Source organism: Enterococcus nangangensis (assembly GCF_005405245.1).
GTDB lineage: Bacteria > Bacillota > Bacilli > Lactobacillales > Enterococcaceae > Enterococcus_J > Enterococcus_J nangangensis.
On record NZ_BJDR01000007.1, the window covers coordinates 49,752 to 73,621 of the forward strand.

General features: G+C 42.3%; 18 protein-coding genes. 17 read left to right on the forward strand and 1 reads right to left on the reverse strand.

Annotated elements, in window-relative coordinates; genetic code table 11:
• Positions 1-227 precede the first annotated feature (227 nt).
• The 16 genes from FFM57_RS03855 to FFM57_RS03930 all read left to right on the forward strand — a co-directional run bounded on the left by FFM57_RS03855 (position 228) and on the right by FFM57_RS03930 (position 22,395).
• A complete protein-coding gene (locus FFM57_RS03855; RefSeq protein WP_137599199.1) occupies positions 228-2,456 on the forward strand; it encodes an AraC family transcriptional regulator in 2,229 nt (742 codons plus the stop codon).
• A gap of 159 nt (positions 2,457-2,615) precedes the next feature.
• Positions 2,616-3,290, forward strand: a complete 675-nt coding sequence (locus tag FFM57_RS03860; protein ID WP_137599200.1) for a DUF1961 family protein — start codon at positions 2,616-2,618, stop codon at positions 3,288-3,290.
• A gap of 12 nt (positions 3,291-3,302) precedes the next feature.
• The gene (locus tag FFM57_RS03865) at positions 3,303-4,013 is read left to right on the forward strand and encodes a YesL family protein (RefSeq protein ID WP_137599201.1); all 711 of its coding nucleotides are present in this window, start codon (positions 3,303-3,305) and stop codon (positions 4,011-4,013) included.
• The gene (locus FFM57_RS03870; RefSeq protein WP_137599202.1) at positions 3,922-6,432 is read left to right on the forward strand and encodes an exo-rhamnogalacturonan lyase family protein; all 2,511 of its coding nucleotides are present in this window, start codon (positions 3,922-3,924) and stop codon (positions 6,430-6,432) included. Before FFM57_RS03865 ends, FFM57_RS03870 begins: the two co-directional genes overlap by 92 nt.
• A 19-nt stretch (positions 6,433-6,451) precedes the next feature.
• Positions 6,452-7,993, forward strand: coding sequence for an extracellular solute-binding protein (locus FFM57_RS03875; protein WP_137599203.1), 1,542 nt, complete (start codon positions 6,452-6,454; stop codon positions 7,991-7,993).
• Positions 7,994-8,057: 64 nt separating this feature from the next.
• Positions 8,058-9,032: an ABC transporter permease gene (locus FFM57_RS03880; RefSeq protein ID WP_246023387.1), complete on the forward strand. Its 975-nt coding sequence runs from the start codon at positions 8,058-8,060 to the stop codon at positions 9,030-9,032.
• A 12-nt stretch (positions 9,033-9,044) separates the two neighbouring features.
• The gene (locus FFM57_RS03885) at positions 9,045-9,923 is read left to right on the forward strand and encodes a carbohydrate ABC transporter permease (RefSeq protein ID WP_137599204.1); all 879 of its coding nucleotides are present in this window, start codon (positions 9,045-9,047) and stop codon (positions 9,921-9,923) included.
• Between the two features lie 54 nt (positions 9,924-9,977).
• The gene (locus FFM57_RS03890) at positions 9,978-10,721 is read left to right on the forward strand and encodes a sialate O-acetylesterase (protein WP_137599205.1); all 744 of its coding nucleotides are present in this window, start codon (positions 9,978-9,980) and stop codon (positions 10,719-10,721) included.
• 20 nt (positions 10,722-10,741) lie between these two features.
• Positions 10,742-11,572 (forward strand): polysaccharide deacetylase family protein, encoded by an 831-nt coding sequence (locus tag FFM57_RS03895; RefSeq protein ID WP_137599206.1) that lies wholly within the window; start codon positions 10,742-10,744, stop codon positions 11,570-11,572.
• Between the two features lie 3 nt (positions 11,573-11,575).
• Complete coding sequence (locus FFM57_RS03900; RefSeq protein ID WP_137599207.1) at positions 11,576-13,306, forward strand: GDSL-type esterase/lipase family protein; 1,731 nt, start codon at positions 11,576-11,578, stop codon at positions 13,304-13,306.
• Between the two features lie 10 nt (positions 13,307-13,316).
• On the forward strand, positions 13,317-16,586 hold the full coding sequence (locus FFM57_RS03905) for a sugar-binding domain-containing protein (RefSeq protein ID WP_137599208.1): 3,270 nt from the start codon (positions 13,317-13,319) through the stop codon (positions 16,584-16,586).
• A 21-nt stretch (positions 16,587-16,607) separates the two neighbouring features.
• Positions 16,608-18,593, forward strand: coding sequence for a beta-galactosidase (locus FFM57_RS03910; RefSeq protein WP_137599209.1), 1,986 nt, complete (start codon positions 16,608-16,610; stop codon positions 18,591-18,593).
• A gap of 19 nt (positions 18,594-18,612) precedes the next feature.
• Positions 18,613-19,758, forward strand: a complete 1,146-nt coding sequence (locus FFM57_RS03915) for a glycoside hydrolase family 88 protein (protein WP_137599210.1) — start codon at positions 18,613-18,615, stop codon at positions 19,756-19,758.
• Between the two features lie 4 nt (positions 19,759-19,762).
• A complete protein-coding gene (locus FFM57_RS03920; RefSeq protein ID WP_137599211.1) occupies positions 19,763-21,625 on the forward strand; it encodes a DUF2264 domain-containing protein in 1,863 nt (620 codons plus the stop codon).
• An 86-nt stretch (positions 21,626-21,711) separates the two neighbouring features.
• Complete coding sequence (locus FFM57_RS03925; RefSeq protein ID WP_137599212.1) at positions 21,712-21,975, forward strand: hypothetical protein; 264 nt, start codon at positions 21,712-21,714, stop codon at positions 21,973-21,975.
• Positions 21,976-22,080: 105 nt separating this feature from the next.
• Positions 22,081-22,395: a hypothetical protein gene (locus tag FFM57_RS03930; protein WP_137599213.1), complete on the forward strand. Its 315-nt coding sequence runs from the start codon at positions 22,081-22,083 to the stop codon at positions 22,393-22,395.
• 49 nt (positions 22,396-22,444) lie between these two features.
• On the opposite strand, the gene FFM57_RS03935 is transcribed toward FFM57_RS03930, so the two are convergent.
• Positions 22,445-22,903 carry a DUF2798 domain-containing protein gene (locus FFM57_RS03935; protein ID WP_137599214.1) on the reverse strand — a complete coding sequence of 153 codons (459 nt, stop codon included), beginning with the start codon at positions 22,901-22,903 and terminating at the stop codon, positions 22,445-22,447.
• A gap of 140 nt (positions 22,904-23,043) precedes the next feature.
• Between FFM57_RS03935 and FFM57_RS03940 the strand changes: the two genes are divergently transcribed.
• A complete protein-coding gene (locus FFM57_RS03940; RefSeq protein ID WP_137599215.1) occupies positions 23,044-23,766 on the forward strand; it encodes a DUF5105 domain-containing protein in 723 nt (240 codons plus the stop codon).
• Positions 23,767-23,870 lie beyond the last annotated feature (104 nt).

Here is a 23,870-nt window from a genome sequence, read left to right on the forward strand (position 1 = left end):
GACAAGATAGTGTAGTCGTTAATCAAGATAGTGAAAGGAAATTCTAAAGAAAAGCTCTACAATCAAAGGTACAGCGCTTTCTTCCTTTGCTAAAGGAGTGCACAATTAATATTTCGTTGTAGGAAAGAAGGCCAGCAAGGATGAGTTTCTGGTGAAGAAGGCGGAAAAATCCTTGTGTCTGAATTTAAAAGTCGGTACAATTTAGGACAAAGGGGCTGTGAGGAGCAATGAATCATTTTTTTAAAGAACGCAGTTTTAAGAATTCCATGCGCTTATTTAGCGTACTTTTTTGTTTGCCTATTATTCTCATTGCCATTGTCATTAAAATTTATTTTAACGGACCAATCCAAAGCAATTATATTAGTCAACACAATGACTCCGTGATGCAAGAAGTCGCTTACCTGGATCAACAGTTGGGGCAAATCGAAGTATTAGTTAGCTCTCAAGGGCAAAGTTTCACGACGGATTTTGATTTGCGACCTTTGCAAGGCTTAAGCTCTTATGAAGAAATTGGCAATTTGAGCCAGGATTTATTCTTTTTAAAAAATAGTAATTCCTTAATTAAAAATGCAGAGATCCTCGTTTTTAACGGCGATGAATCTTTTTTAATTGGCGATGGGGGAACGTATCCCATGAGTAACTTAAAAAGTTATCGTCAATACATTATCAATAACGGTAAAAATTATCAGTGGTTGACCGATAATCAAGAGCAAGTCGTCTTTGTGCAAAATATCAGCTCCATTGTGGCGCAAGGTTCTGCCTATTTGGCCACCACTTTAAATAAAGAAAAAGTTTTGTCGCTTTTGAAAGTCAGTGCCACCGAGGATGGCTCAGTAGCCTTAGGGGTGGATGGAAAGTTAGTCGTCAGTTCGGGCGCTTTATTTAGCCACGAAACTTTACCGCAGTTAACAGAAGATACGTTAGCATGGCAAGAAAAAGTAAACCGCGTCAAGTACAGCTTGGTGGCTGCCCGCATGACGCGCCTTTCGCAAGAGTGGATTTTTTATTCGGCTAGTCCCATTTCTTTAATCATTGAGCCGTTAAACCATTTTTCCAATATTTTATTTTTAATTGGGTTTTTGCTCTTCCTTATTTCCTTAATTTTAGGACAAATTTTTGCGCGCCGAACGTATCAACCAGTGGACAACTTAATGGCCCGCATCTTAGACGATAAAACAGAAAATCCCCAAGGTAACGAATTTGATTACTTGATTCAGCGTTGGCAAACCATCGTGCGAGAAAAAAGTGAGTTGGAATTGAAATCCCACAGTGCTGCTAGCAAATTAAAGCAGGCGGTCTTGTCCCACATGCTGGAAGGGAAATACAGCTACTTAAACGAAAAAGATTTACAACAGCTCCTGCAAAAAAATGGCTGGAATAAACCTGTCAGTCAGTACCAAATACTATTTATTCGTGTGACAGGGCAGTTAACAGCTCAAGCCGAAGAAATGGTAAACACTTCGGAAGTTTTTATTTTAGGCAACCTCATCCACGACTTAGCGCAGCGTTTCTTCCCTGACTTTAGTGAGGTGGAGTACCGCGAAGACGGTTTAGTTTTATTTGTTGCTAATCCTGAAAGTACAGCACTTCAAGAATTCACGCAAAATGTCTTTACCTTTGTCAATAAAATTATTCATAAGTACGTGGTGATTACCATTAGCCGCCCCGAAAATGAATTAGGGCGTCTGAGTTTCCGCGTGAATGAAGTGGAACGACTCTGTAACTACCAAAAAATTGTCGCGGAAAATCAAGTAATTGCGGCAGAAGCACCGCAACGGCTAAGGGAGTACAGCTATCCTGAACACATCGCTCAAAAAATTGTCGGGGAATTTCAACGGGGAGAAGTGGCGGCTGTGGAAAAAGATTTGCAAGCCTTTAGCGATTTTGTCTTGCCTAGTGGGGCTGAATTAGAAGTGGCTGTCAAAACTTTTGGCAAGCTCTACGATCAAATTAGTTATGTCTTAACCAATAAACACGTTTCAGAAACTAGCTATATGGCGAAAAAATTATTGCTGCGGAAAATTCGGCGCCAAGTAACGCCGCAACAAATTACCGCCGTCTTTATGGAGAGTTATTTAGCACCGGGCATGGAATTGATTAAAGAAAGTCAACAAACCTCAACAGAAGGCGCGGTGGAAAAAGCCATCGCCTACTTGAAGGAAGATTATCAAAATCCTAGTCTTTCTTTAGAAGAAACCGCTGATTACGTGGGTCTAGAAGCTAGCTATCTCTCCCGCGAGTTTAAACGGATTACCAAAGTCAACTTTATCGATTACTTGACGGACTTCCGTTTAGAGCAAGCGAAAAATCTATTGGCCCAAAGCAATTTAAAAATTAACGACATTGCCGAGGCAGTGGGGTACAATCCTAGCTACTTTAATCGCCTCTTTAAGAAAAAATTTGCCATTACTCCTGGACAATATCGGAAAAAATTTAACGAGAGTCAACAGCAATAAAAATTTCCTAAGCACTAAAAAAATTGTAAAATATTGACCGTTATCCATGGAAACGTTGAGAAATCAACGTTTCTTTTTTGTTGAGCAAAAAAAGTCAATTGTTAGAAAAAAGAAAAGCGGTTACATTAGGAGCGTACCAAGGAATGGAGATGAAAAATTTTGGCGAGTATTGGCAAATTAATTTATGACAATCCATTGCAGCAAGCAACCGATGTAAGGGGTTGGGTAGCCGAAGGAGGCATTAACCAAAGTTTTCAAGAAGGTTTGATTTTAGCTAGCAGCAAGGATGCCAGCTTTGGCGATCACGCCCACTTCACTTACTGGTTGCCTGAAGTCTTTCCAAAAAATCTACAAATTGAATGGGAGTTTCTACCTATTGCGGAACCGGGCTTATGTATGATGTTTTTCAGCGCCTTAGGGAAAAACGGCGAGAGTATTTTTAGTGAAAACTTAGCCAAACGGGATGGCTTTTATCCGCAATATCATTCCGGTGACCTTAACGCCTATCACATTTCTTATTTCCGCCATAAACATCCTAGCGAACGAGCTTTTCGCACGTGTAACTTACGGAAGAGTGCCGGCTTTCATTTTATTACCCAAGGGGGCGACCCTTTACCAGACGTTAAGGATGCAACCGATTTTTATCAAATGAAAATCATGAAGCGTAATGGTTTAATTCAATTTTATATTAACGACTTAGCAATTTTTTCATGGCAAGATGACGGCCAAGAATTTGGACCGGTCTTAGAAAAGGGCTATATTGGCTTAAGACAGATGGCCCCAATGGTGGCTAAGTATCGCAACTTGAAAATTTATGACTTAGACCAAAGATAAAGGAGGATTTCTATGAACAGTGATTCTTGGGTGGGGAAAATTTATCGCGGCTTGTCCTTGATTTATGTCTGTGCCGGTTTAAATGTGCTCTTCCTTTTAGGGACAGTCGCCGGCTTAGGAATTTTTGGCCTGGCACCTAGTTTACTCACCACTTTCCATTTGGCGAAGTTACATCATCGTCAAGAGCTGAACCATCCTTTTAAAGAGTATTGGCGTTTTTACAAGGAACATTTTTTAACCGCTAACAAAATGTTATTGCCGCTGTTTATCGTGATGGCCTTTACCATCTGGGACGGCTACTTGTTCCAAGACAGTCGCGGCGTCCTCGTAGCCTTAGTAGTGGTAGAAGTAATTTTGGCGTTAATGGTGATTTATGCCAGCAGCATGTGGCAGTTTTATCAATTGACCCCGAAAGTTTGTTTACAAAAAGCGTTCCAATTTATCTTCTACAATTTTCTCGGTAGTATCTTGACGCTACTCTTTAGCGGCATTTGTTTTTACGGTTCGTACTTATTACCAGGCATTATTCCTTTTTTTGCCATCGGGTTTTGGTGCATGGTAGTAATGGGTATTCATTTACGTTTGTTTGAAGTCAACGAAGAAAAATTAACGAAAGAGGCGACAACCAATCATGACGCTGAAGTGGTTAACCCAAGCACCGACGCTCCCGCAAGCCATCACCTTTGGCCATCCGTGGACAAAGGGCGCGCTAGTCAAAGATAATTTCACCACCAACGCAACACTGGGGGCAACGCCCCTCCAGTCAAAAATTTTAGCCTATTGGCCTGATGGTTCCATTAAATGGACCGCACATACTGGAATTTTCCCGCCGCAAAGCTCTTTAGCGGCCGCCCTTACTTTTCAACCGGTCCCAAAGGAAAACTTTATCGCTGAAGAAAAATATAATGGCATCTACATTGATAACGGCCACTTAAGGGCTTACTTGCCGAAACATGGTGCTGGCAAAAACATCATGGAGTGGTTAAAAGTAGATGGCGATATCAAACTGACGGATTTAACTTTAGGCACGCGGATGGAAGGGAAACCTACCACCACTCAAATCGAAAGCTTAGCCTTAGAAGAAAATGGTCCCATTAAAGCCGTCATTAAAATTACCGGGAGCTTGCTTTTAAATGGCAGTCCGGTGCAAGATTTTATTTTGCGCTTACGCTTCTTTAAAGACCTCAATACTTTTGAAGTGGTGCACACTTTAGTGATTCGGGAAGCCTTAGGGATTGAAGGGGTCTACTTAAGTGCCCAAGCGCCATTAGCAGGCAATCCTTGGAATCGCCACATCTCTTTAGTGGGGGAAGATGGCGTCTACACGGAAGCGGCGCAATTATTAATTTCCCGGCGCCACTGGAAAAACAATGCGTTGTATCACCAACAAGTCAACGGCGAAGTAGTAAAAATTTCCGCGGCTGACGAAGAAATGTTGCGCCACGCTAAAGAAAATGCCATTTGGAATAATTTTGATTTAGTACAAGGGAATCATCGCAGCTATCGCTTAACTAAACAAACGCAAGATGGTTACGCCCCCATTGATATTGGTTACGGCAGTCGCGCCAAAGGGGTCGTCGCGATTGGCGGTATCAATGGTTCCGTCAGTGTCGGGGTGGAAAACTTTTGGCAAAAAGCGCCCCGCCAATTGGAAATTCGGGGCTTGAATCAAGCCAGCACCACCATGACTATCTGGTTATGGAGTCCTCATGGCGGCACAATGGACTTTAGCCATTATTCCAAACGTGATCACATGTTAAGTGCTTATGAAGGGATGGAAGAGATTCGCTCCACGCCGGTAGGGATTGCCAATACCAATACCGTCACTTTTAAGTTCACCCAAGATGCCATCACCAGTGAAGAACTACTAGCTTTTGCCACAGAAATTACCGAGCCTAAAAAAATCGTGGCTACCCCCAAGGACTACTATCAAACGCAAGTCTTTGGTGTCTGGTCCTTACCGCAACGCACGACAACGGTTGGTAACTTTTTAGAAGATCAAATGGTTTATTTGCGGGAGTTTTATGTCCAGGAAGTCGAACAACGAGACTGGTACGGTTTTTGGAATTACGGGGATGTAATGCATACCTATGATGCTGACCGTCACGTCTGGCGCTATGACCTTGGCGGCTATGCTTGGCAAAATACCGAGCTAGTTCCGAACATCTGGCTGTGGCAAGATTTCTTACGCACCGGCGATGTTAGTGCTTTTAAGCTGGCGGAAGCCATGACGAAACACACTGCCGATGTGGATCAATACCACTTAGGAGAATATCAAGGCTTAGGTTCACGCCATAACGTTTTACATTGGGGTTGCCAGTGTAAAGAAGCTCGGATTTCCGCAGCGGGTCTGCACCGTTACTACTATTATTTAACTGGCGATGAACGGATTGGCGATTTATTAACGGCGGTGAAAGATAACGAGAATCAAATCTTTGATGAGTTAGCGCCTTTAAGAGAATTCTATCCGGAAAAAGTCGACGATAAGTATCCGATTCGTGTCGGTCCAGATTGGTCTTCCTTATGTTCCAACTGGTTTACTGAATGGGAACGTACCGGCAATCCAGCTTATTTAGCCAAAATTGAAACGGGGTTAAAGACGATTAAGCAAACGCCTTATGGTTTAATGTCTGGGCCTACGTACCTCTTTGATAAAGCAACCAAGGAAATGAATTACATCGGCGATAACAGCGTCGGAGGTTACCACATGATCATCTCTTTTGGCGCTCCACAATATTGGCTGGAAATTGCTGAAAATACCCACGATGAAGAGTTGAAACGGATGCTAGCCGAGTTTGGTCGTCATTATGCCTATACGCCGGAAGAAAAAGCAGCTCATAGTAACGGCTTACTGGTGGAAGGTAAATTAAATTGGCCAATGTTTGCCACCGGTTTAATGGGCTATGCGGCTAAGTATTTCCATGAAGAGCGCTTTGCGCGTCACGCGTGGGATATCTTGCTCCATGAAGAGCTGGGAGGTATTCCTTTACCCGTAGCTGACTCTGCTGAAGAAGTTACTATTTTTAAGACGGTGAAAGAGTTGCCGTGGATTTCCACCAATTGTGTTTCCCAATGGTGTCTCAATGTCATTATGTGTTTAGAGTTTATTAGCGAGTACTTACCCGCTGAAAATAAAAAATAATTTTTTGGAGGAAAGAAAGATGAAATTAAAAAAATTATTACCTCTTTTAGGGCTCGGTGCCTTAGCTGCGGTAACCTTAAGTGCTTGTGGCGGTAGCAGTGATAAAAGCTCTGCCAAGTCTGGTTCTGATGACACAATCAGTTTGATGGTGCCCTACATTGAAACGACACCCCCTAAAGAAGGCAACGCAATCCAAAAAGAAATCGAAAAAACAACGGGTGAAAAGATTGACGTGACTTGGGTACCCAATACTTCTTACGCCGATAAAATGAATATCACCTTAGCTAGTGATGATATTCCAGAAGTCATGGTCATCCAAGGTAAAGATGCCGGCTTTATTAAATCCGCCCAAAATGGTGCCTTCTGGGATTTAACCGATAAATTAAAAGATTATCCGAACTTAGCAAAAGCCAATGAAGATGTCGTGAAAGCTTCTAGCGTCAACGGAACAGTTTACGGCGTGTATCGCTCACGGGACTTAGTTCGTTCCACGGTAATTATTCGTAAAGATTGGTTAGAAAAATTAGGCTTAGACGAACCAAAAACAGTAGAAGACTTATACAACGTCGCTAAAGCCTTCACGGAACAAGATCCAGATGGCAACGGTCAAGCTGATACTTTTGGGATTAACATGCCAAAATGGCCTGGTTCCATCAACTCTTCTAGCCCTTACGATATGTTAGCTGTTTGGTTTGGGGCCGGCAATGCGTGGACGGAAAAAGATGGTGACTTAATTCCTTCTTTCCAAACGGACGAATATTTAGACTCCATGAAGTATGTTAAACAAATGATTGACGAAGGCTTAATCAATAAAGACTATGCAACTTTAGATGCTGAAAAATGGAACGAAAACTTTGTCAACGGCAAAGCCGGCATTATCTTAGATACGTATTCACGGGCCGCTTCCATTTCTAAATTGTTTGATCAACAAGAAGCTGGTTCTGGTGCCGCTAAAGTAACAATTTTAGGGAACTTAGCCAATGAAGATGGCAACACTTACTCCTTACCAACAGATGGTTACTCCGGTTTCTTAGCTATTCCGAAAGCTTCTGTTAAAACTGAAGAGGACTTAGATCGTGTTTTAACTTTCTTAGACGAAATGAACTCTGACGATATGCAATTGTTGTTAAATACAGGGATTGAAGGCGTCAACTTCGAATACACGGATGATACCAAACAATTCACGAAAGCCATTGAAGGCACTGATGAAGCTACAGAAGTTGCTGCTGCCGCTAAAAGCTATGCGCAAATGTCCATGGGTGTTACTGGTTGGAAGTTGCCAAAAGCAGCACCAGCTACAGATGGCGACAAAGCGTTTGCTGAATTACGGGCTTCTTTAGAAACACGGGATGCCGAAACAGCGGTCTTCAATCCAGCCGCTTCTTTCATCACTGACACTTACACCAGTAAAGGTGCGCAATTAGACCAAATTATCGCTGATGCGCGGATTAAATACTTTGCCAATCAAATTGATGACAAAGGATGGCAAGATGCTTTAGACTTATGGGCTAAATCTGGTGGCGATGATTTAATTAAAGAAACTAACGCATTAAACAAGTAACTACAGGATAAAGAGTTGCTGGTTTAAACCAGCAACTCCTTATTTTAAAAAAGGAGGAACCATAATGATGAAACCGGCAAACGCTGCTGAACTTGCTCCCGTGGTGGAACACAAGAAAACACGGCAAGACAAGTGGCGCAACTTTAAAACGCATGTCCGTAATAACAAATGGCTTTACATAATGACCTTACCAGGCTTAGCTTACTTTTTAATTTTTAAATACGCACCAATGTACGGCGTAATTATTGCCTTTAAAGACTATGTGCCTTTTCTAGGCATTAATGGTAGTAAATGGGTAGGCTTAGAAAACTTTAAAGACTTCTTTATTAACCCTGACTTTGCGCGGATTATGGGGAACACATTGATTATTGCCTTTTTAAATATTTTAATTGTTTTCCCAGCGCCCATTATCTTAGCTTTACTGTTAAATGAAGTGCGTCATGCGCTTTATAAAAAACTTGTCCAAACGATGGTTTATGTACCGCACTTTTTATCTTGGACGATTGTTTGTAGCTTGACCTTTATTTTGTTCTCTTTTGACGGTGGGATTATGACCAACTTGGCGCATAGTCTTACAGGTAAAGAAATTGATTTCTTATCTTCACCATTTTGGTTCCGGCCTTTAATTATTTTACAAAGTTTATGGAAAGAAATTGGTTGGGGCACCATTATTTACTTAGCCGCTTTATCTGGTGTAGACCAAGAACAATACGAAGCCGCTATTATGGATGGTGCTGGTCGTTTTAAACGGGTTTGGCACATTACTTTACCGGCGATTCGTTCAACGATTGTCATTATGTTAATTCTTAAAGTAGGTTCCATTTTGAATACTGGCTTTGACCAAATCTTCTTAATGACCAACTCCTTGAACCGTTCGGTAGCCGATGTGTTTGATACTTACGTGTATATGATGGGGATTACCCAAGGCGCGTATAGTTACTCCACTGCCGTTGGGTTATTCAAGTCAGTCGTCGGGATTATTTTAGTCTTGTCCACCAACAAGTTAGCTCAAAAATTTGGCGAAAGCGGATTTTATTAAGGGGGAAGCAAGATGCATAAATTACACAATACCAGAGGTGGCCGCATTTTCGACGTGGTAAATATCATCTTTTTATCCGCCTTGGCCATCATTATGATCATTCCGTTTATCTACGTTATTGCCGCATCCTTTGCGACAGAAGCTGAAATTACGACCCGGTCCTTTTTCTTGTGGCCCCATACTTTCAGTTTAGAATCTTATAAATATATTTTTGAAACAAGTGCCTTTCTTAGAAGTTTGTTGGTAACCATTGGCGTAACCATCGTGGGGACTTTGATTCAATTGTTCTTCACTTTCTCTTTTGCTTATCCTTTGTCACGTCGTTACTTAAGAGGACGGAACGTCTACTTAAACATGGTCATCTTCGCCATGCTCTTTTCTGGTGGGATGATTCCAACCTTCTTAGTGGTGAAAAATTTAGGCTTATTAGATACGTACTGGGCCTTAATGTTACCTGCAGCCATTAGTCCATTTAACTTAATGATTATTAAAAACTTCTTCCAAGAAATTCCCTTAGAGTTAGAAGAATCAGCCCGGATGGACGGCGCGTCGGAAATTACTATTTTCACTAAAATTATGTTGCCGTTGTCTAAACCAACGATTGCGACCTTCACCTTGTTTTACGCTGTCGGGATTTGGAACGACTTTATGAGTGGGTTACTTTATATTAATGACAGTGCCAAATGGCCCATCCAATTGTTATTGCGCCAAATCACGATGCAATCTAGTGCTTTAAACGATGCGGCTTTAACTGACCCTAACTACATTCCGCCAGAACAAGGAATGAAGTTTGCCGTCATTATCGTTGCGACGTTACCTATTTTAATTTTCTATCCATTTTTGCAAAAACATTTTGCCAAAGGTATGATGGTAGGTTCTGTAAAAGGTTAATAATCGGCAAAAAGTGGAGGCGACTCCACTTTTTGTGTTTTAAGGAGAACGATTTTGTTAAAAAATGTCGATATCTTTTTGTTTGCCGGTCAATCCAATATGGCAGGACGCGGAACGGCTGCCTTAGCACCGCAATTACCTTTAGGACAAGCTTATGAGTACCGTGCTATTTCGGCACCAGAAAAATTACATCCTTTAGTGGAACCTTTTGGCATCAATGAAAATAATCCAGCAGGTATTGATGAGCCCGGGAAAAAGACAGGAAGTTTAGTAGCTAGTTTTTGCCAAGAGTACTATCAGTTAACGCAGCAGATGCTAGTGGGGGTTTCTGCTAGTAAGGGAGGCAGTAGTATTAGAGAGTGGCAACCAGAAGGAAAATATTTTCAAGATAGTGTTGCCCGATTGGAAGCTGCTCTTTTGTGGTTAAAGAAAAAGAATTATCGTGTAAATCGATGTCATATCTTGTGGTTACAAGGAGAAACAGATGGCGATTTAAAAACTTCTAAGGCTCAATATCAAAAATTACTACAGCAAACTTTTAAAAGGTATCATGAATTGTTTCCTAGTGAAATTTTTGTAATCGAAATTGGCAATCACCAACAAGTAGCTGATTTATATGTGCCGATTCAAGAAGCCCAAGAAGAAGTTTGTCAAAAAGTGCCTTATTGTACGTTAGTTTCACAATACTTAAAAACACCAGCAGCACATGCTTTAATGAAAGATTTATTTCACTACCAACAAGCAGCTTATAATTACTGTGGCTTAGAAGCAGCCACTAATGTCGTTAGATTTTATTAAAAGGAAAGAAGGAAATAAGTGTGTCTCAATTTTATATTTGTTATCCAGAAGGTAAATTTAAAGCCCTTACGTTTAGTTATGATGATGGTCGGATTGAAGATCGTCGTTTAGTTGAAATTTTTAATCGCAATGGATTAAAAGCGACCTTCCATTTAAATAGTGGGTTGTTTGGGGTACCGCGGCCGGGGGAAGAACGGATTGATCCTACCGAAATTTCCACCCTCTACCAAGGCCATGAAGTAGCCTGCCACACCTATACCCATCCGACGATTGAACGCTGCCCCTTAGATAAGGTTGCCTTAGAAGTTTTAGAGGACCGTAAATTTTTAGAAAGTTACACCCATGCCCCAGTGCAAGGCTTGTCTTATCCCAATGGTTCTTATACGGCAGAGATTAAAAAATTATTACCCGCTTTAGGGATTGAATACAGTCGCGTCGTCGGTAGTAGCCATAACTTTGGTTTACCCAAAGATTGGTACCAATGGCAAGCAACCTGTCATCACAACCAACGTTTAATGGAACACGGCGTCGAATTTAGTAAGTTGTTTAAGAGTCAATATTTGTACTTAATGTATGTTTGGGGTCACAGTTTTGAATTTACCCGCGACAATAACTGGGCAGTGTTGGAAGAGTTTGCGGATTTGATGGGGCAACAACAAGATGTCTGGTTCTGTACCAATATTGAATTTAAAAAATACATGACAGCTGCCCACCAAGTGATTTTTACGATGGATGGCACTGCGGCCTTGAACCCTTCAGCCTATGACATTTGGATGCGGGTGGATCAGACGGTCCACTGCTTAAAACCAGGCTTAAATGATTTAAGCCAAACGGCCCAAAAGGAGAACTAATTCATGCAAGTTTATGCTTTTAATACTGACACTTTTTTACAGCAGGCCACGGCCACCCAAGCCGGTTATTTGCTTCCTAACTTAAAAAATGCGGCCGCTTCTTTTGCCGAAAATGGCGGCTGGCATTTAGCGCAAAACATCACGCAAGAAGAATTAACGCCAGTGCTTAGTACAACAGGCCTCACCATTAGTGGTAGTGATATTCCTTTAATTTATAGTGTTCCGGTGGGGCAACCAGGAAATTATCAAGTTACCTTACACTTACAAGTAGGAAAAAAAGCGGTCCCTAACGTAAATATTTACAGCGAGCGTCGGCACTTAATGGTAACTAGTGGTCCGTTAGCTAGTGGCACCCAATATACTACTAGTTTCCTAACCCATGTGGGACCTTATATTTATAATGTTGGGGATAACGGCGAATGTAAGTTCACGATTCCGGTTAGCCTTTTAGGATTAGCTACAGATACGACTTTACAAAGTATCACGGTGGAAAAAGTCAATGTTCCGACAATTCATGTCGTGGGGGATTCTATTGCTGCTGATAATGAAGGTGAAGTTCCCCATCAAGAAAAGAATAATTACGCTGGTTGGGGCCAAACTTTAGGAAAATATTTAACGAAAATAGCTGTGAATAATCATGCCCATAGCGGTATGACTACCCGGTGTTTTAGAGAAGATGGTCATTGGCAACTAATCTTAGATGATTTAGCAGCTGGGGATATTGTTCTTTTTCACCTAGGACATAATGACCAAAAAAGACCTTATTTAGCACCGCACTTAGCGTACACAACTAATTTAAGACGTTACGTTAAGGAAGTGTTAGCCAAAGAGGGGACGCCTGTTTTAATTTCTTCTTTAAGTCGAGTTCCTAGTGTTGATGCTTTCGGCAACGCTTTTGACTCGTTAAAAGAGTATGGCGCAGCTGTGGAACAATTAAGCCAAGAACTAAATGTGCCTTTTATTAATCTCCATGATTTTAGCTATGAAAAATTATTAGTTTTAAAAGAACAAGGAGTCTTAACAAACTTGTTTAAAGATGCCGCCCATACCAATGATCTAGGTGCTGACTTAGTCGCTAGCTGGTTACAAAAGCTATTTAAGAACACTGTGTTAAAGGACTATCTCAATCCTGAAGCTAAGTTATTAGCGAATTTGCAAGAAGAAGGGGATGCTACCCATGAATTTTTCGGGGAGCTGCCTATTGTTAAACAGGATAAACCGGCTTTAAAATACCGCGACATTGCTTTTTTGGCTCCAGAAATCCAAGAAGAAATCCAAGAAGCATTAATTTTTGGTATTTTGGATCCTTGTGTGTTGTATTTACATCCTTTTGATGCTATTTCCAAAGGTCAGTTCCTTTATTTCGCGACGCGTATTGTGGGACCGATTAAATCTCGCCCTTATGAAGGCAAGTTTATGGACATCTCCAGCCACGAATGGATTGCCAACATGGTGCAAGGATATGTAGATGCTGAACTCATTGCCGAAGAAACGTTAACCAATGATACATTACGGGTAGCTGATGATTTACAAGTAGGAGAACTATTGAACATTGCGGTTCGGAGCTTGTTTCCTCAAGGACAACGGCAAATTAGTGTCTTAAAAGCTAGTGAATACGCCAACGAATGGGGCCTTTTATGGGAAGAATATCAACCGACTAAAAAAGTTACCCGCCTAGAAGCTATTTTAACTTTAGTCAGAGTTAAAAAATTAAAAATTAAGCAAGGTCAATAAGGAGTATTTTATGAAAACGACAAAAGGTGCAAGTTTTTATTTTCATCACGGTTGGCATTTCTTATTAGCGGATGTTTTTCCTTTAGCCGATGCTTTAACCAAATGGCAAGATGAGGAAGGGCACTTCTTTTATGAAGTAGACTATCAAGAAAAGAATTGGCAAGAAGTAGTAGTCCCTCATACTTTTAATGATGTAGATTTATTTAAAAAGAGAATTCAAGATGCTGGTAGTGGGCAAAAACGTACAACGAGTTTTTATCGGAACTGGTTAACGATACCGCAAGAGCATGCCGGTCAAAAAGTTTTACTAGAGTTTGAAGGAATTCGTCAAACTTGCTACCTGTATGTTAATGGCCAAATGGTGGGCTATTATGAAGCTGGAGTTGCTCCTATTGGTTTTGATATTAGTTCTTATGTGGTACCCGATAAACCTAACTTAATTGCGATTGCCACCGATAATACTACTACCCGCAATATTCCTTTATGTATTGCCGAAACCCCTAATAAAGAAGACGCTATTCCTGGGTCATATTTACTATCCCAAGAACAAAAAGCGCCTAAAAATCGAGAAGGCGTTCCTTTTTTCTGGAATTGTAACGACTTTAATCCTTCAGTGGGGGGATTAAGTAAGCCGATTAAAGTACACTTTAAACCCCAGACTTATTTAACCTTACCTTTGTATTCTAATTTACAAACGAAAGGCTGCTATGTATATACAGCTACTATTGACACCGCGAATAAAACAGTAACCTTAGGCGTAACAGCGGAAGTTCGCAATGAAAATGAAGCCGCTGTTGCCGCTCATTTACAAGTTACAGTGAAAACCTTAACTGGAGAAGTAGTAACTCAGTTTACCACTGAAACAGTCCAGCTTCCTAGTGGCAAAAAAATTGTGCCACCTTTAAGTATTACGCCTCAAGATGCTTATGTCTGGTCTCCTGAAAAAGACGGCTATGTAGCCGTAGAAGATGAAACAAAAGTAGCACCTACTGAAACGAAATCCCTAGCTGTTACGACGTTATCTGGAGCTTCAGCAGCCTTTACGGCCCGCCTTTGGCAATTAAATGATCCATACCTTTATCGGGTCACGATTGCTTTAGTGGTCAATGATGAAATTATTGATGAAGAAGTTGTGGAAACTGGTTTCCGTAAAGTAGGTTATGATGCTAAACGCGGTGTCTTAATCAACGATGTGCCAGTTTGGTTGCGGGGCTATGCGCAACGCGCCACCAATGAGTGGGCCGCTATTGGGATTCCTACTGAATGGTTACGAGATGTAGATGCAAAATTAATTCGTGAAAGTAACGCCAACCATATTCGCTTTATGCACGTTGCCGGTTCTTTAGGGGATGTGCGGGCGTATGATCGTCATGGGGTTATTTGTACACAACCAGCTGGTGATAAAGAGCGAGAAAATTTTGGTCGGCAATGGGATCAACGGGTGGAATTAATGCGGGATATTATCATTGCTTTTCGCAATCAACCTTCTATTCTTTTTTGGGAAGCCGGCAATAATTCCATTTCTAAAGAACATATGCAAGAGATGCGCTTATTAAAAGAAAAACTAGATCCTGACGGCGGTCGTTTTATGGGTTGTCGGACGTTAAATACTGTCGAAGTTGTCAACGAATCAGAATATGTCGGCACGATGCTCAATCGCCACGCTGCTAAATTTACAGCAGAACATGGCCCCATTATGGAAACGGAATACTCCCGCGAAGAAGCACCGCGTCGAATTTGGGACGATTTTACGCCACCTGACTTTGACTATCGCAATAAATGGGTCGGTAAAGGTGGTAAAAAACAAGTGGGTACCGACTTCCACGATTTAACCAGTGAAGATTTAGCCTTAGCCAACGCCCGCGGCTACCAAGAATTTTTCAATAATCGGACAGGGGGCGCTTCCCACCATGATTTTTACAGTGGCTGTGCCGCTCTTTGTTGGACGGATTCGGCGCAACACGGGCGTCAAGCCTTCAGTGAAAACGGCCGTATGAGTGGCCGCGTGGATCCTGTGCGGGTAAAAAAACAAAGCTTTGACTACTACCGCGTGATGCAAGGGGAAGAGCCGGCTGTGAAAATTGTCGGTCATTGGAATTACCCCGCTTTAACCAAAGACAGTTATCTTTATCCAGTGAAAGAATTTAATGGCGAATATTATGCAGAAACAGGTGAATTTGCCCAAAGAGATCCAAAACACAAAACTGTTTATGTAATGGCTAGTTATCCGGTGAAACGGGTGGAACTTTTAGTAAATGATGTCTTAGTAGGCAGCTCTACAACACCACAAGACACCTTTGTCTATGCTTTTCCTAAGGTGGATATTACCCAAAATGGGACTGTAAAAGCCTTAGCTTATGATTTTAATGACGCTTTAGTAGCCGAAGATGTTTTAACAACTACAGGCAAACCAGCTCGTTTACAAGTTACGCCTCATGTAGGCCCGCAAGGTTGGTTAGCAGATGGCAATGATATTGCTTATTTTGATATTGCTGTTTTAGATGAAAAAGGAAGAGTTTGTCCTTTAGCTGATGCAAGAATCGATTTTACCACCAAGGGAACTGCTGAATTTCTAGGAGGATATAATAGCGGACGCTTTAGTGATTTTGGGACGAAAGAAAGTGTCATTCATGAAAATTACGTCTACGCTGAATGTGGCACCAACCGCGTCTTTATGCGGGCCAGCCAATTGTCAGAAATCGTGGAGTTAACCGCTAGTATGGCAGGTGTTCCTAGTGCCACAGTTACTTTAACGACGCAAGAGGCGCCATGTACGCCTTTAACCCAAGATGCTTTACCTGTGTACTATTATGACTATGAAGCTAGCGCTCCTTGTGCTACTCCAGAATTTCCTGCTTTATTAGCAGCCGACGCTTTGAAATACACCGCCCCAGCGGCTAATTTCAGTAAAATTTTAATTAATGGTCAAGAACCAGACTCTCGTGGTGTTCCCACAGTCAATGAAAATGGCCGTATTTGGGGGAATGTTTTAGTTATTCTAGAGCGATTGAAGCCAGCTATGAATAATTCCTTTACTTTTGACTGGTTACCAGCTGCTAAAAAGCTAACGGTTTATTCAGCCGGGCATACGATTGAAGCCGAAGTAGGTCGGACGCATCTATTAGTGGATGGTGAAGAAAACTTAATGGACGGTGAGCCCTACGTCACCCCAGAAGGCCAACTCGTGATGGAAGTCAACGCCATCGTGCCTTTCATTATGGGCACTACCGTTCAATATGATGACCAAATTAATGTTTTACGAATTGTTACGGAAAATTAGGACCAGGAAAGGTGTCAAGAAATGTCAACGCCCAAAAAATTGTATTACGGTAGTTGCCTCTATCCTGAATTATGGGATGAGGCCACTGTCCGCGCTGATTTACAACGAATGAAGAGCCTCGGCATGAATGAAGTACGTTTTGGCGAATTTATTTGGAGTAAATTAGAACCGCAAGAAAACCAATTTCAAATGGATTACTTGGAAAAATATTTAACGCTTTTTGCCGAATTTGAAATGCACGTGATTCTCTGTATCCCCACCCCAACACCGCCCCGCTGGCTCACGTATCAACATCCTGAACGTTTAGCCCAAACCCTTGAGGGCACTACTTTTCAACATGGGGCGCGGCAACACGTCTGTACCAACAACGAATATTTTCAAAAGCGGGCGCTGTTACTGACGGAAAAAATTGCGGCAGTAGCCAAAAACTATCCCAATATTATCGCTATTCAAATTGATAATGAGTTTAAAGCCCACACCGATTTATGCGGTTGTGAACGTTGTCAAAAGCAATGGCATCACTGGTTAAAAGAGCACTATCAGACGATTGAAAAACTCAATACTGCTTGGGGAACGGCTATTTGGAGTGAAGAGTATCAGGACTTTGCTGAAGTTCCTCAGCCGCAGCCAACGCCGTTTTTACACAATGCTTCCTTAATGAACGCGTATCGCCAGTTTACAGAAGACGGGATTACTAAATTTTGTGGTGCCCTTGCCGCAGCTTTGCGGCAAGAAACGTCAATTCCTTTGACCCACAATAGTGGCATGGGCTTTAATTTAAATAATGCGGCCTTGTTTAATGAATTAGACATCGCTGGCTTTGATACTTACGCTGCAGCGGCTAATTATCCTGGCTTCACCATTAATTTAGATTTATTCCGCAATCTTAAACCCAACCATCGTTTTATGTTGTTAGAAACCTCCACTTCCCATGCCGGCCACTTAGCAAGTTATGGCAGCCCCCATCCGAAAGGCTATTTACCGGCGGAAGCTTTTGTCACGTTTGCTAGTGGTAGTGAGCTCTTTAACTATTGGCATTTTCGCGGGCATCCCCAAGGAGTTGAGCAACCTCACAGCACCGTTATTAGTAGTTGGGGAGAACCGACTTATGCGTATGATGACATTGTGGAAGTAGGGAAACTTTTTACGGCGATTCAAGCTTGGGGTGAAAATTCAGTTGTCGTACCGCCTAAAGTAGCGTTGCTCTATGCAGACCGTGGTCGGCGCTTTATGAATACGGAAACTGGCGGCAAAGGTCAACCAAGCTATCGCGGGCGTTTGACGGAATTTTATCGTAGTTTGTTAGCTTCTGGCCTTATGGTGGACTGTCTGCCAGAAGAAGCCGATTTTGCGCCTTATCAAGTTTTGTTTGTTCCTTATTTACATTATGTGTCTAAAGCATTATTGGCAAAAATCAAAACCTTTGTGGCTCAAGGTGGAACTTGTGTGGTGGGTCCCATGACGGGCGACCGCACCAAAGAACACGCTTGGCCAACCGACAATGGTTTAGGAGCCTTAGGAGAATACCTTGACTTAAAAGATATTGTGGAGGAAAATTTAGCCGCAGACAGCGTGACGGGCAAAGCCTTTGGCACAAGTTTTCCATTAGCTGGGTATAGCCTCCTTTTTACAACCCAGCATAGTTTGGGGGAAGCTTCCGGCGAGTTTGCCAGCGGGCGTAGTTTTATTAGTGAAAAACAAGTAGGGGCCGGTCGTTGTCTTTATCTAGGGGCATTGCCGCAAGATTATGCCACGACCAACTTTTGGTCTAACTTTTTACAGGAAGTTGTGACACCTGACCTTGTAGCCCTTAAAGTTTCGGCAGGGGTCGTCTACTATCAGCGGCAAACCACTAATGGGCAGACGCAATACTGGCTCACTAATTTAACCAACACACCCCAAAGTTACGAGGCCAGCCAGTTGACGTTGACTTTTTCTAATCAAAAAGCAGCTGTCTTGCAAAAATTACAACCTTACGAGTGTCAAATTTTAAGTGCGACCCCGTAAGTAAGTAGAGGAGTAAACCATGAGTAAACAATGGACGACTGAACAAGAAGATTTTTTAACCACGACTTTGGCAAAAGTTCAAGGAAAATTTAGCGCTGCAGTCAAACGTAATGGGACAATCATTCCCTATATTCCTTTTAATGGCCATTATCCCGATATGGCTCAAGAAAATATTCATTGGTGGACCAATGGTTTTTGGGCGGGGATTTTATGGCAAATGTATCATCTCACCCAAGAAGAACAGTACCTAGTTGCGGCCCGTTATCAAGAAAGTTTGCTGGATGGTGCGTTAAACGAATATGAAAAACTCGACCATGACGTAGGTTTTATGTGGTTAAGTGCGGCCGTTGCCGATTATACGTTGACCCAAAATCCCAACGCTAAAACGCGCGGCTTAAAAGCCCTCCAAGCCCTAGCGAGTCGCTATAATCCTACTGGCCAGTTTCTGTTAGCTTGGAACGGACCAGAGCAACAAGGACAAATGATTATCGATTGTCTGATGAATTTACCGCTACTGTATTGGGGAACGAAAGAAACAGGAGATCCCCGCTATGGGGCGATTGCGACCAATCATGCCCACACCGCGTTGCGTTACTTGTTGCGTAGCGATGGTTCGGTTAATCATATCGTAGTCTTGAATCCAGCCACCGGAGCTTTTGAAAAAAGTCTCGGCGGCCAAGGCTATGGCGTTGGTTCTTCGTGGTCTCGTGGTCAAAGCTGGGCCATTTACGGCATGGCACTAGCCTATGAAAATACGCAAGACCCCGCATTTTTAGCCGCCGCTAAAAATGTGGCCCATTACTTTATCGCTAACGTTGCCTTAACCGATTTTGTTTCTGTCATTGATTTTCGCGCGCCGCAAGAACCGGTGCGCTATGATACGACGGCAACGGCGATTGCGGCTTGTGGTTTATTATCCTTAGCCCAACACGTGCCGCCAGCTGAAAAGACCTTCTATCAAACAGCAGCCTTAAAAATGGTGCAAGCTTTAACGGCGAAGTTTTGTGACTTTGAGCCCGCAACGGATGGTCTACTCACCCATGGATCAGCCAAGTATCATGGGGACGTGGACCAAGAAGTGCCGATTATTTATGGCGATTATTTCTATTTGGAAGCTTTGTTACGGCTGTTAGGCAAAGACTTAAAAATTTACGAAAAGGGGTAGTAACGTGACACCTTTACCTTTAAAAAGTTCCGCTGATTACTTAGCGCTTTTTCACCAGCTAAACGATCCTTTAACCAATCATTTTCTCCAAAAGAATAGTCGCATCTTTTTTGGCGCCAATGGTGTTGGTTATGGCCGCAACTTAGCCGGCATTGAAGGTTTTGCTCGCTACTTATGGGGGGCCGGTCCTGCCCTTGCGCATTTAAGTTCCTCTGAACAAGAGGGAATTTTAAAGGGGATTATCGCCGGGACGGATCCGGAAGATGAAGCCTATTGGGGGATACTAGAAGACTTTGATCAACGGATGGTAGAGATGCCCGCCATTGCTTTAGCCTTATTAGCCGCCGATAAATTATTGTGGCACCAGTTGCCCATAGACAGCCAAGGAAAAGTCGTCACTTGGTTGCGGCAAATTTTCCAACACCAGGCACCTGATGGCAATTGGCAATTTTTTAAAGTAATCGTGGCGGCTGTTTTACAAAAATTAGGACAAATCGTGCCGGAAAGCAACTACGCTATGGCACTTCAACTGATTGAAAATTGTTACTTAGGGGATGGCTGGTATCAAGATAGTTCCCGCGGGCGTCAAGATTATTACACGCCCTTTGCTTTTCACTATTATGGGTTAATGTATAGCACCTTGTGTCCGAAAGAACCTCGCAGTACGATTTTTAAAGAGCGGGCTGCGGCGTTTGCCAAAGAATATCTTCATTTCTTTGCGGCAGATGGGGCCAACGTTCCTTACGGTCGTAGTTTGACGTATCGTTATGCAGTCGTGGCTTTTTGGGTAGCTTTGGTCTACGCCAAAGTACCGGGCTTTGATCTTGGTGTTGTCAAAGGAATGATTAATCGCAATCTGCGCTACTGGTTAGCTAAAGATATTTTTAATTGCGAGGGACTCTTGACGCTAGGCTATACGTATCCGCAATTATCTATGACTGAGCCTTATAATAGTAACGTTTCTCCTTACTGGTCTAATAAAATATTTTTGCTCTTAGCGTTGCCGACAGATCATCCTTATTGGTTAGCTGACGAAAAGGACTATCCTGCAGTGCCTCGGGAAAAAATATTACACCACGCACAAATGTTAGCCAGTCATGACCATGGACACACGCAACTGTTAAACGCGGGTCAAATGGCGCCCAACTATCACGTTTTAGCTAACGAAAAATATTTGAAATTTGCTTACTCCAGTCAGTTTGGTTTTTCTGTGCCGCGGGGGAATCAGTTAAAAGAAGAAGCGGCCATGGACTCCATGTTAGGGTTGCAAGCTTGCGATACGAAAATTTTAATTAGTAAAAACCGGCAGACCGTTGAAGCTGTCGGGCAGTTTTTTGTCCGCAATCGGGTCACGGATATCAAGCTTACTAAAAATGCGATAGCCTCCACCTGGCCTTTGAAAGACCACGTAGCTATTCGCACTTGGTTAACGGCTCTTTTCGGCTGGCAAATTCGTTGCCATCACATTACTTTAGACGGTGATTACACCCTTTACGAGACGGGATACGCAGTGGAAAATAATCCGGATCATTTTGGTACGTGGCAAACAACGCTAGGCGCCGTCTATTTTCAAGGTAGTCGTGGTTTGACTGGTATCTTAGATTTGAAGCCTACTACGGCGTTACGGCAGGCAGTTACGACGAATTGCTATCCTAATACGAATTTAATGACTAGTGAGCTCACCGCGTTACCAGGTCTAGAAAAAATTTTAGGTGCCGGTGAGCACTGGTTAGTGACCGCCGTCTATGCGCATCAAGATACGGACTACGCCTTAAAGCGTTGGCAACAGCCGCCCCGCGTTGCCTTAAGCCCTAATGAACTTACGGTGACGCTTGCCAATGAAACGCTCCACATCCCTTTAGACTAGTGAAAGTCAGTTGCATCTAACTGGTATATCTGCCACAATTAAGTTGTAAAAACATTTCAGTTACCGTCAAGAAAGGGGTTTTTCAGATGTTAAAGACACATGATGCCACTGGTCTAGTGCAAGAGACCGCCTTGATTCAAATTGTTTTGACTGATGATTGCTATCAAATTATGGTTAACGGTGAAAGCTATCTAACTTTTCCCGTAACCGAAGAAGTCCGCGCCTTTCAAGTGGCGGATAGTTTGTATGAAATGTTTCAACTGGGCTTTAGTACTGGTTTATTGGCAGCTTATACGGCCCCAACTACAGTGGAAGAACAGCTAAAAAAACGCAGTGTTTTACTCCCTTAAAGTAAAGAAAAACGGCGGCCAGTGCTGGTCGTCGTTTTAAAATTTTTTTCAATACAAAAAACCGCTTTCATGCTACACTTAAATTAGTTGAAGGGAGTGGAAAAAATGCCAAGTATTGTTTTACCTTATTGGTTGTTGTATCTATTGTTAGTCATCGCTTTAGGAGCGCTAATTTTTGCGGGGATTCAAGTTTACCGTAAAGATTTTCACCGCGGCTTGTTTGCCGACATGGTGGCCCTTTTGGCCGTCATGCTAGTCGGCATGAGCATGCAAGCCCAAGATATCTCTTTATTGGAAAATAGTGCGGGTCATTTTTTCGTCGCGGCATTAATTTCCACCATCCTCATGACGATTGCCATGATTTTTCTCATTGTCATCTTGATTAGGTATCTCAATGGGAAAAATCAACAAGAAGACTAAAAAGCTGAGGCTCCTTTCCTTGACGGGCAAGGGGACCTCAGCTTTTCCTTTATTCCGCTACAGCCGTCCGTTTTTGAAAATTCTTTAACACCAAACGAGAAATTGGACCGACGATAAGAAGTTGTAAGGGGAGTGCGGCTAATAGATTCATTTGCCACGTTTTCGGATAGAGGGTAGCAATATTTGCTTGGAAACCTTCTTCCATTAAAATCCCAAATAACGACATACACGTTACCATACCAAGAACCATCAAGGAAGAAATCGCTAGAATTAACAACAATTTATTTTCCTGATTAATGGGTAAACGAAAGACGATTTTTTTGGCTAAGACGCCAACGACTAAAGTGTCTAAGACAAACGCCACCACGAGTCCAGGAAAAAATCCTTGCACTAAATGAGTGACGGTAAAAGCATGGTGTAAAACTAAATTATAAGCGCTCATTCCTAAGACCATTAAACTGCACATGAGACTAGTAAAGAGCACTCCTTCTTTTGCATTGGTGGGCATGATGTTCCTCCTTAAAATTTTTCAACTGGGTTATCATAGCACAAATGAAAATTTCCTGTAAGTTAAAATTTTCCCATTTACCGTCAACTTTGACAAAAAAGCTAATTTTTAGTTAACTAAAGATACGGAGGGGATGCCCCATGAAAAAAATTGTAGTAGTCTGTGGGCTGTTAGTGACAATATTTTTTGCCTTAAGCGCTTGTGGTGCAAAGGAGCCCATTGCCATTGAAGATGCCGCCACTTTATTTGCCAATCGTCTCGTCTATCAAAAAGAAAGTGAAGAGTTTGAAACGAACTTTAAAGATAGCGCTAGTCTAAAAAAAGTAATGGACAAAAATGCCGATGATTTTAAAACAAACTTTTTAGCCGGCTTAACGGATGCTGATGAAAAAATTACTGAAGCACAAGCAGCTGAACTATCGAATCTACTTTTGGAACAAATGCAAACGAAAACAAGCTACGCCGTAGAAGTGAAGGCCGAAAATGAGGAGACAGCATTAGTTGTTTACCACGTCAGCGGTTTAGATTTTCCCGCCATCGTGAAAAAGACGGATGAAGCATTGATTGCGGCGGTGGAAAAAGACAATAGTATCGCCAAAGATGATGCCAAAATTTTAGCGACGATTCTCGCTAGTCTAAAAACGAATTTAGCTGCGGCTACGGTGGTACCAGAACAAACGAATGTTGCAGTAACCTTTACTAAAGCAGAAGGTCAATGGCAAATCGCTTCTGCCCAAGCTACTAACGTGGCGAATCTTTATTTAGCTTTCGCCTCAGGAGCCATGAACCAAGAAGAACTGACGCAACAGCTGCAACAAGCCACCGATGAAGTAAATGCGGCTTTAACCGAAAAGTTGCAGTAAAATAAATAAAAAAACACGGCATAAAAATGGCTCTTTGTCAACTGGTGTTGTTTCACATTAAATTCGCTTAGGGAAGTACTTCGGTACTTCTCTTTTTGTGTTCG

What these genes read in the sequence shown, in the direction of transcription:
- FFM57_RS03855 (WP_137599199.1), top strand. Translation starts at nt 228, where the DNA reads ATGAATCATTTTTTTAAAGAACGCAGTTTTAAGAATTCCATGCGCTTA.
- FFM57_RS03865 (WP_137599201.1), top strand. Translation starts at nt 3,303, where the DNA reads ATGAACAGTGATTCTTGGGTGGGGAAAATTTATCGCGGCTTGTCCTTG.
- FFM57_RS03870 (WP_137599202.1), top strand. Translation starts at nt 3,922, where the DNA reads ATGACGCTGAAGTGGTTAACCCAAGCACCGACGCTCCCGCAAGCCATC.
- FFM57_RS03875 (WP_137599203.1), top strand. Translation starts at nt 6,452, where the DNA reads ATGAAATTAAAAAAATTATTACCTCTTTTAGGGCTCGGTGCCTTAGCT.
- FFM57_RS03880 (WP_246023387.1), top strand. Translation starts at nt 8,058, where the DNA reads ATGATGAAACCGGCAAACGCTGCTGAACTTGCTCCCGTGGTGGAACAC.
- FFM57_RS03885 (WP_137599204.1), top strand. Translation starts at nt 9,045, where the DNA reads ATGCATAAATTACACAATACCAGAGGTGGCCGCATTTTCGACGTGGTA.
- FFM57_RS03900 (WP_137599207.1), top strand. Translation starts at nt 11,576, where the DNA reads ATGCAAGTTTATGCTTTTAATACTGACACTTTTTTACAGCAGGCCACG.
- FFM57_RS03905 (WP_137599208.1), top strand. Translation starts at nt 13,317, where the DNA reads ATGAAAACGACAAAAGGTGCAAGTTTTTATTTTCATCACGGTTGGCAT.
- FFM57_RS03910 (WP_137599209.1), top strand. Translation starts at nt 16,608, where the DNA reads ATGTCAACGCCCAAAAAATTGTATTACGGTAGTTGCCTCTATCCTGAA.
- FFM57_RS03915 (WP_137599210.1), top strand. Translation starts at nt 18,613, where the DNA reads ATGAGTAAACAATGGACGACTGAACAAGAAGATTTTTTAACCACGACT.
- FFM57_RS03925 (WP_137599212.1), top strand. Translation starts at nt 21,712, where the DNA reads ATGTTAAAGACACATGATGCCACTGGTCTAGTGCAAGAGACCGCCTTG.
- FFM57_RS03930 (WP_137599213.1), top strand. Translation starts at nt 22,081, where the DNA reads ATGCCAAGTATTGTTTTACCTTATTGGTTGTTGTATCTATTGTTAGTC.
- FFM57_RS03935 (WP_137599214.1), bottom strand. Translation starts at nt 22,903, where the DNA reads ATGCCCACCAATGCAAAAGAAGGAGTGCTCTTTACTAGTCTCATGTGC.
- FFM57_RS03940 (WP_137599215.1), top strand. Translation starts at nt 23,044, where the DNA reads ATGAAAAAAATTGTAGTAGTCTGTGGGCTGTTAGTGACAATATTTTTT.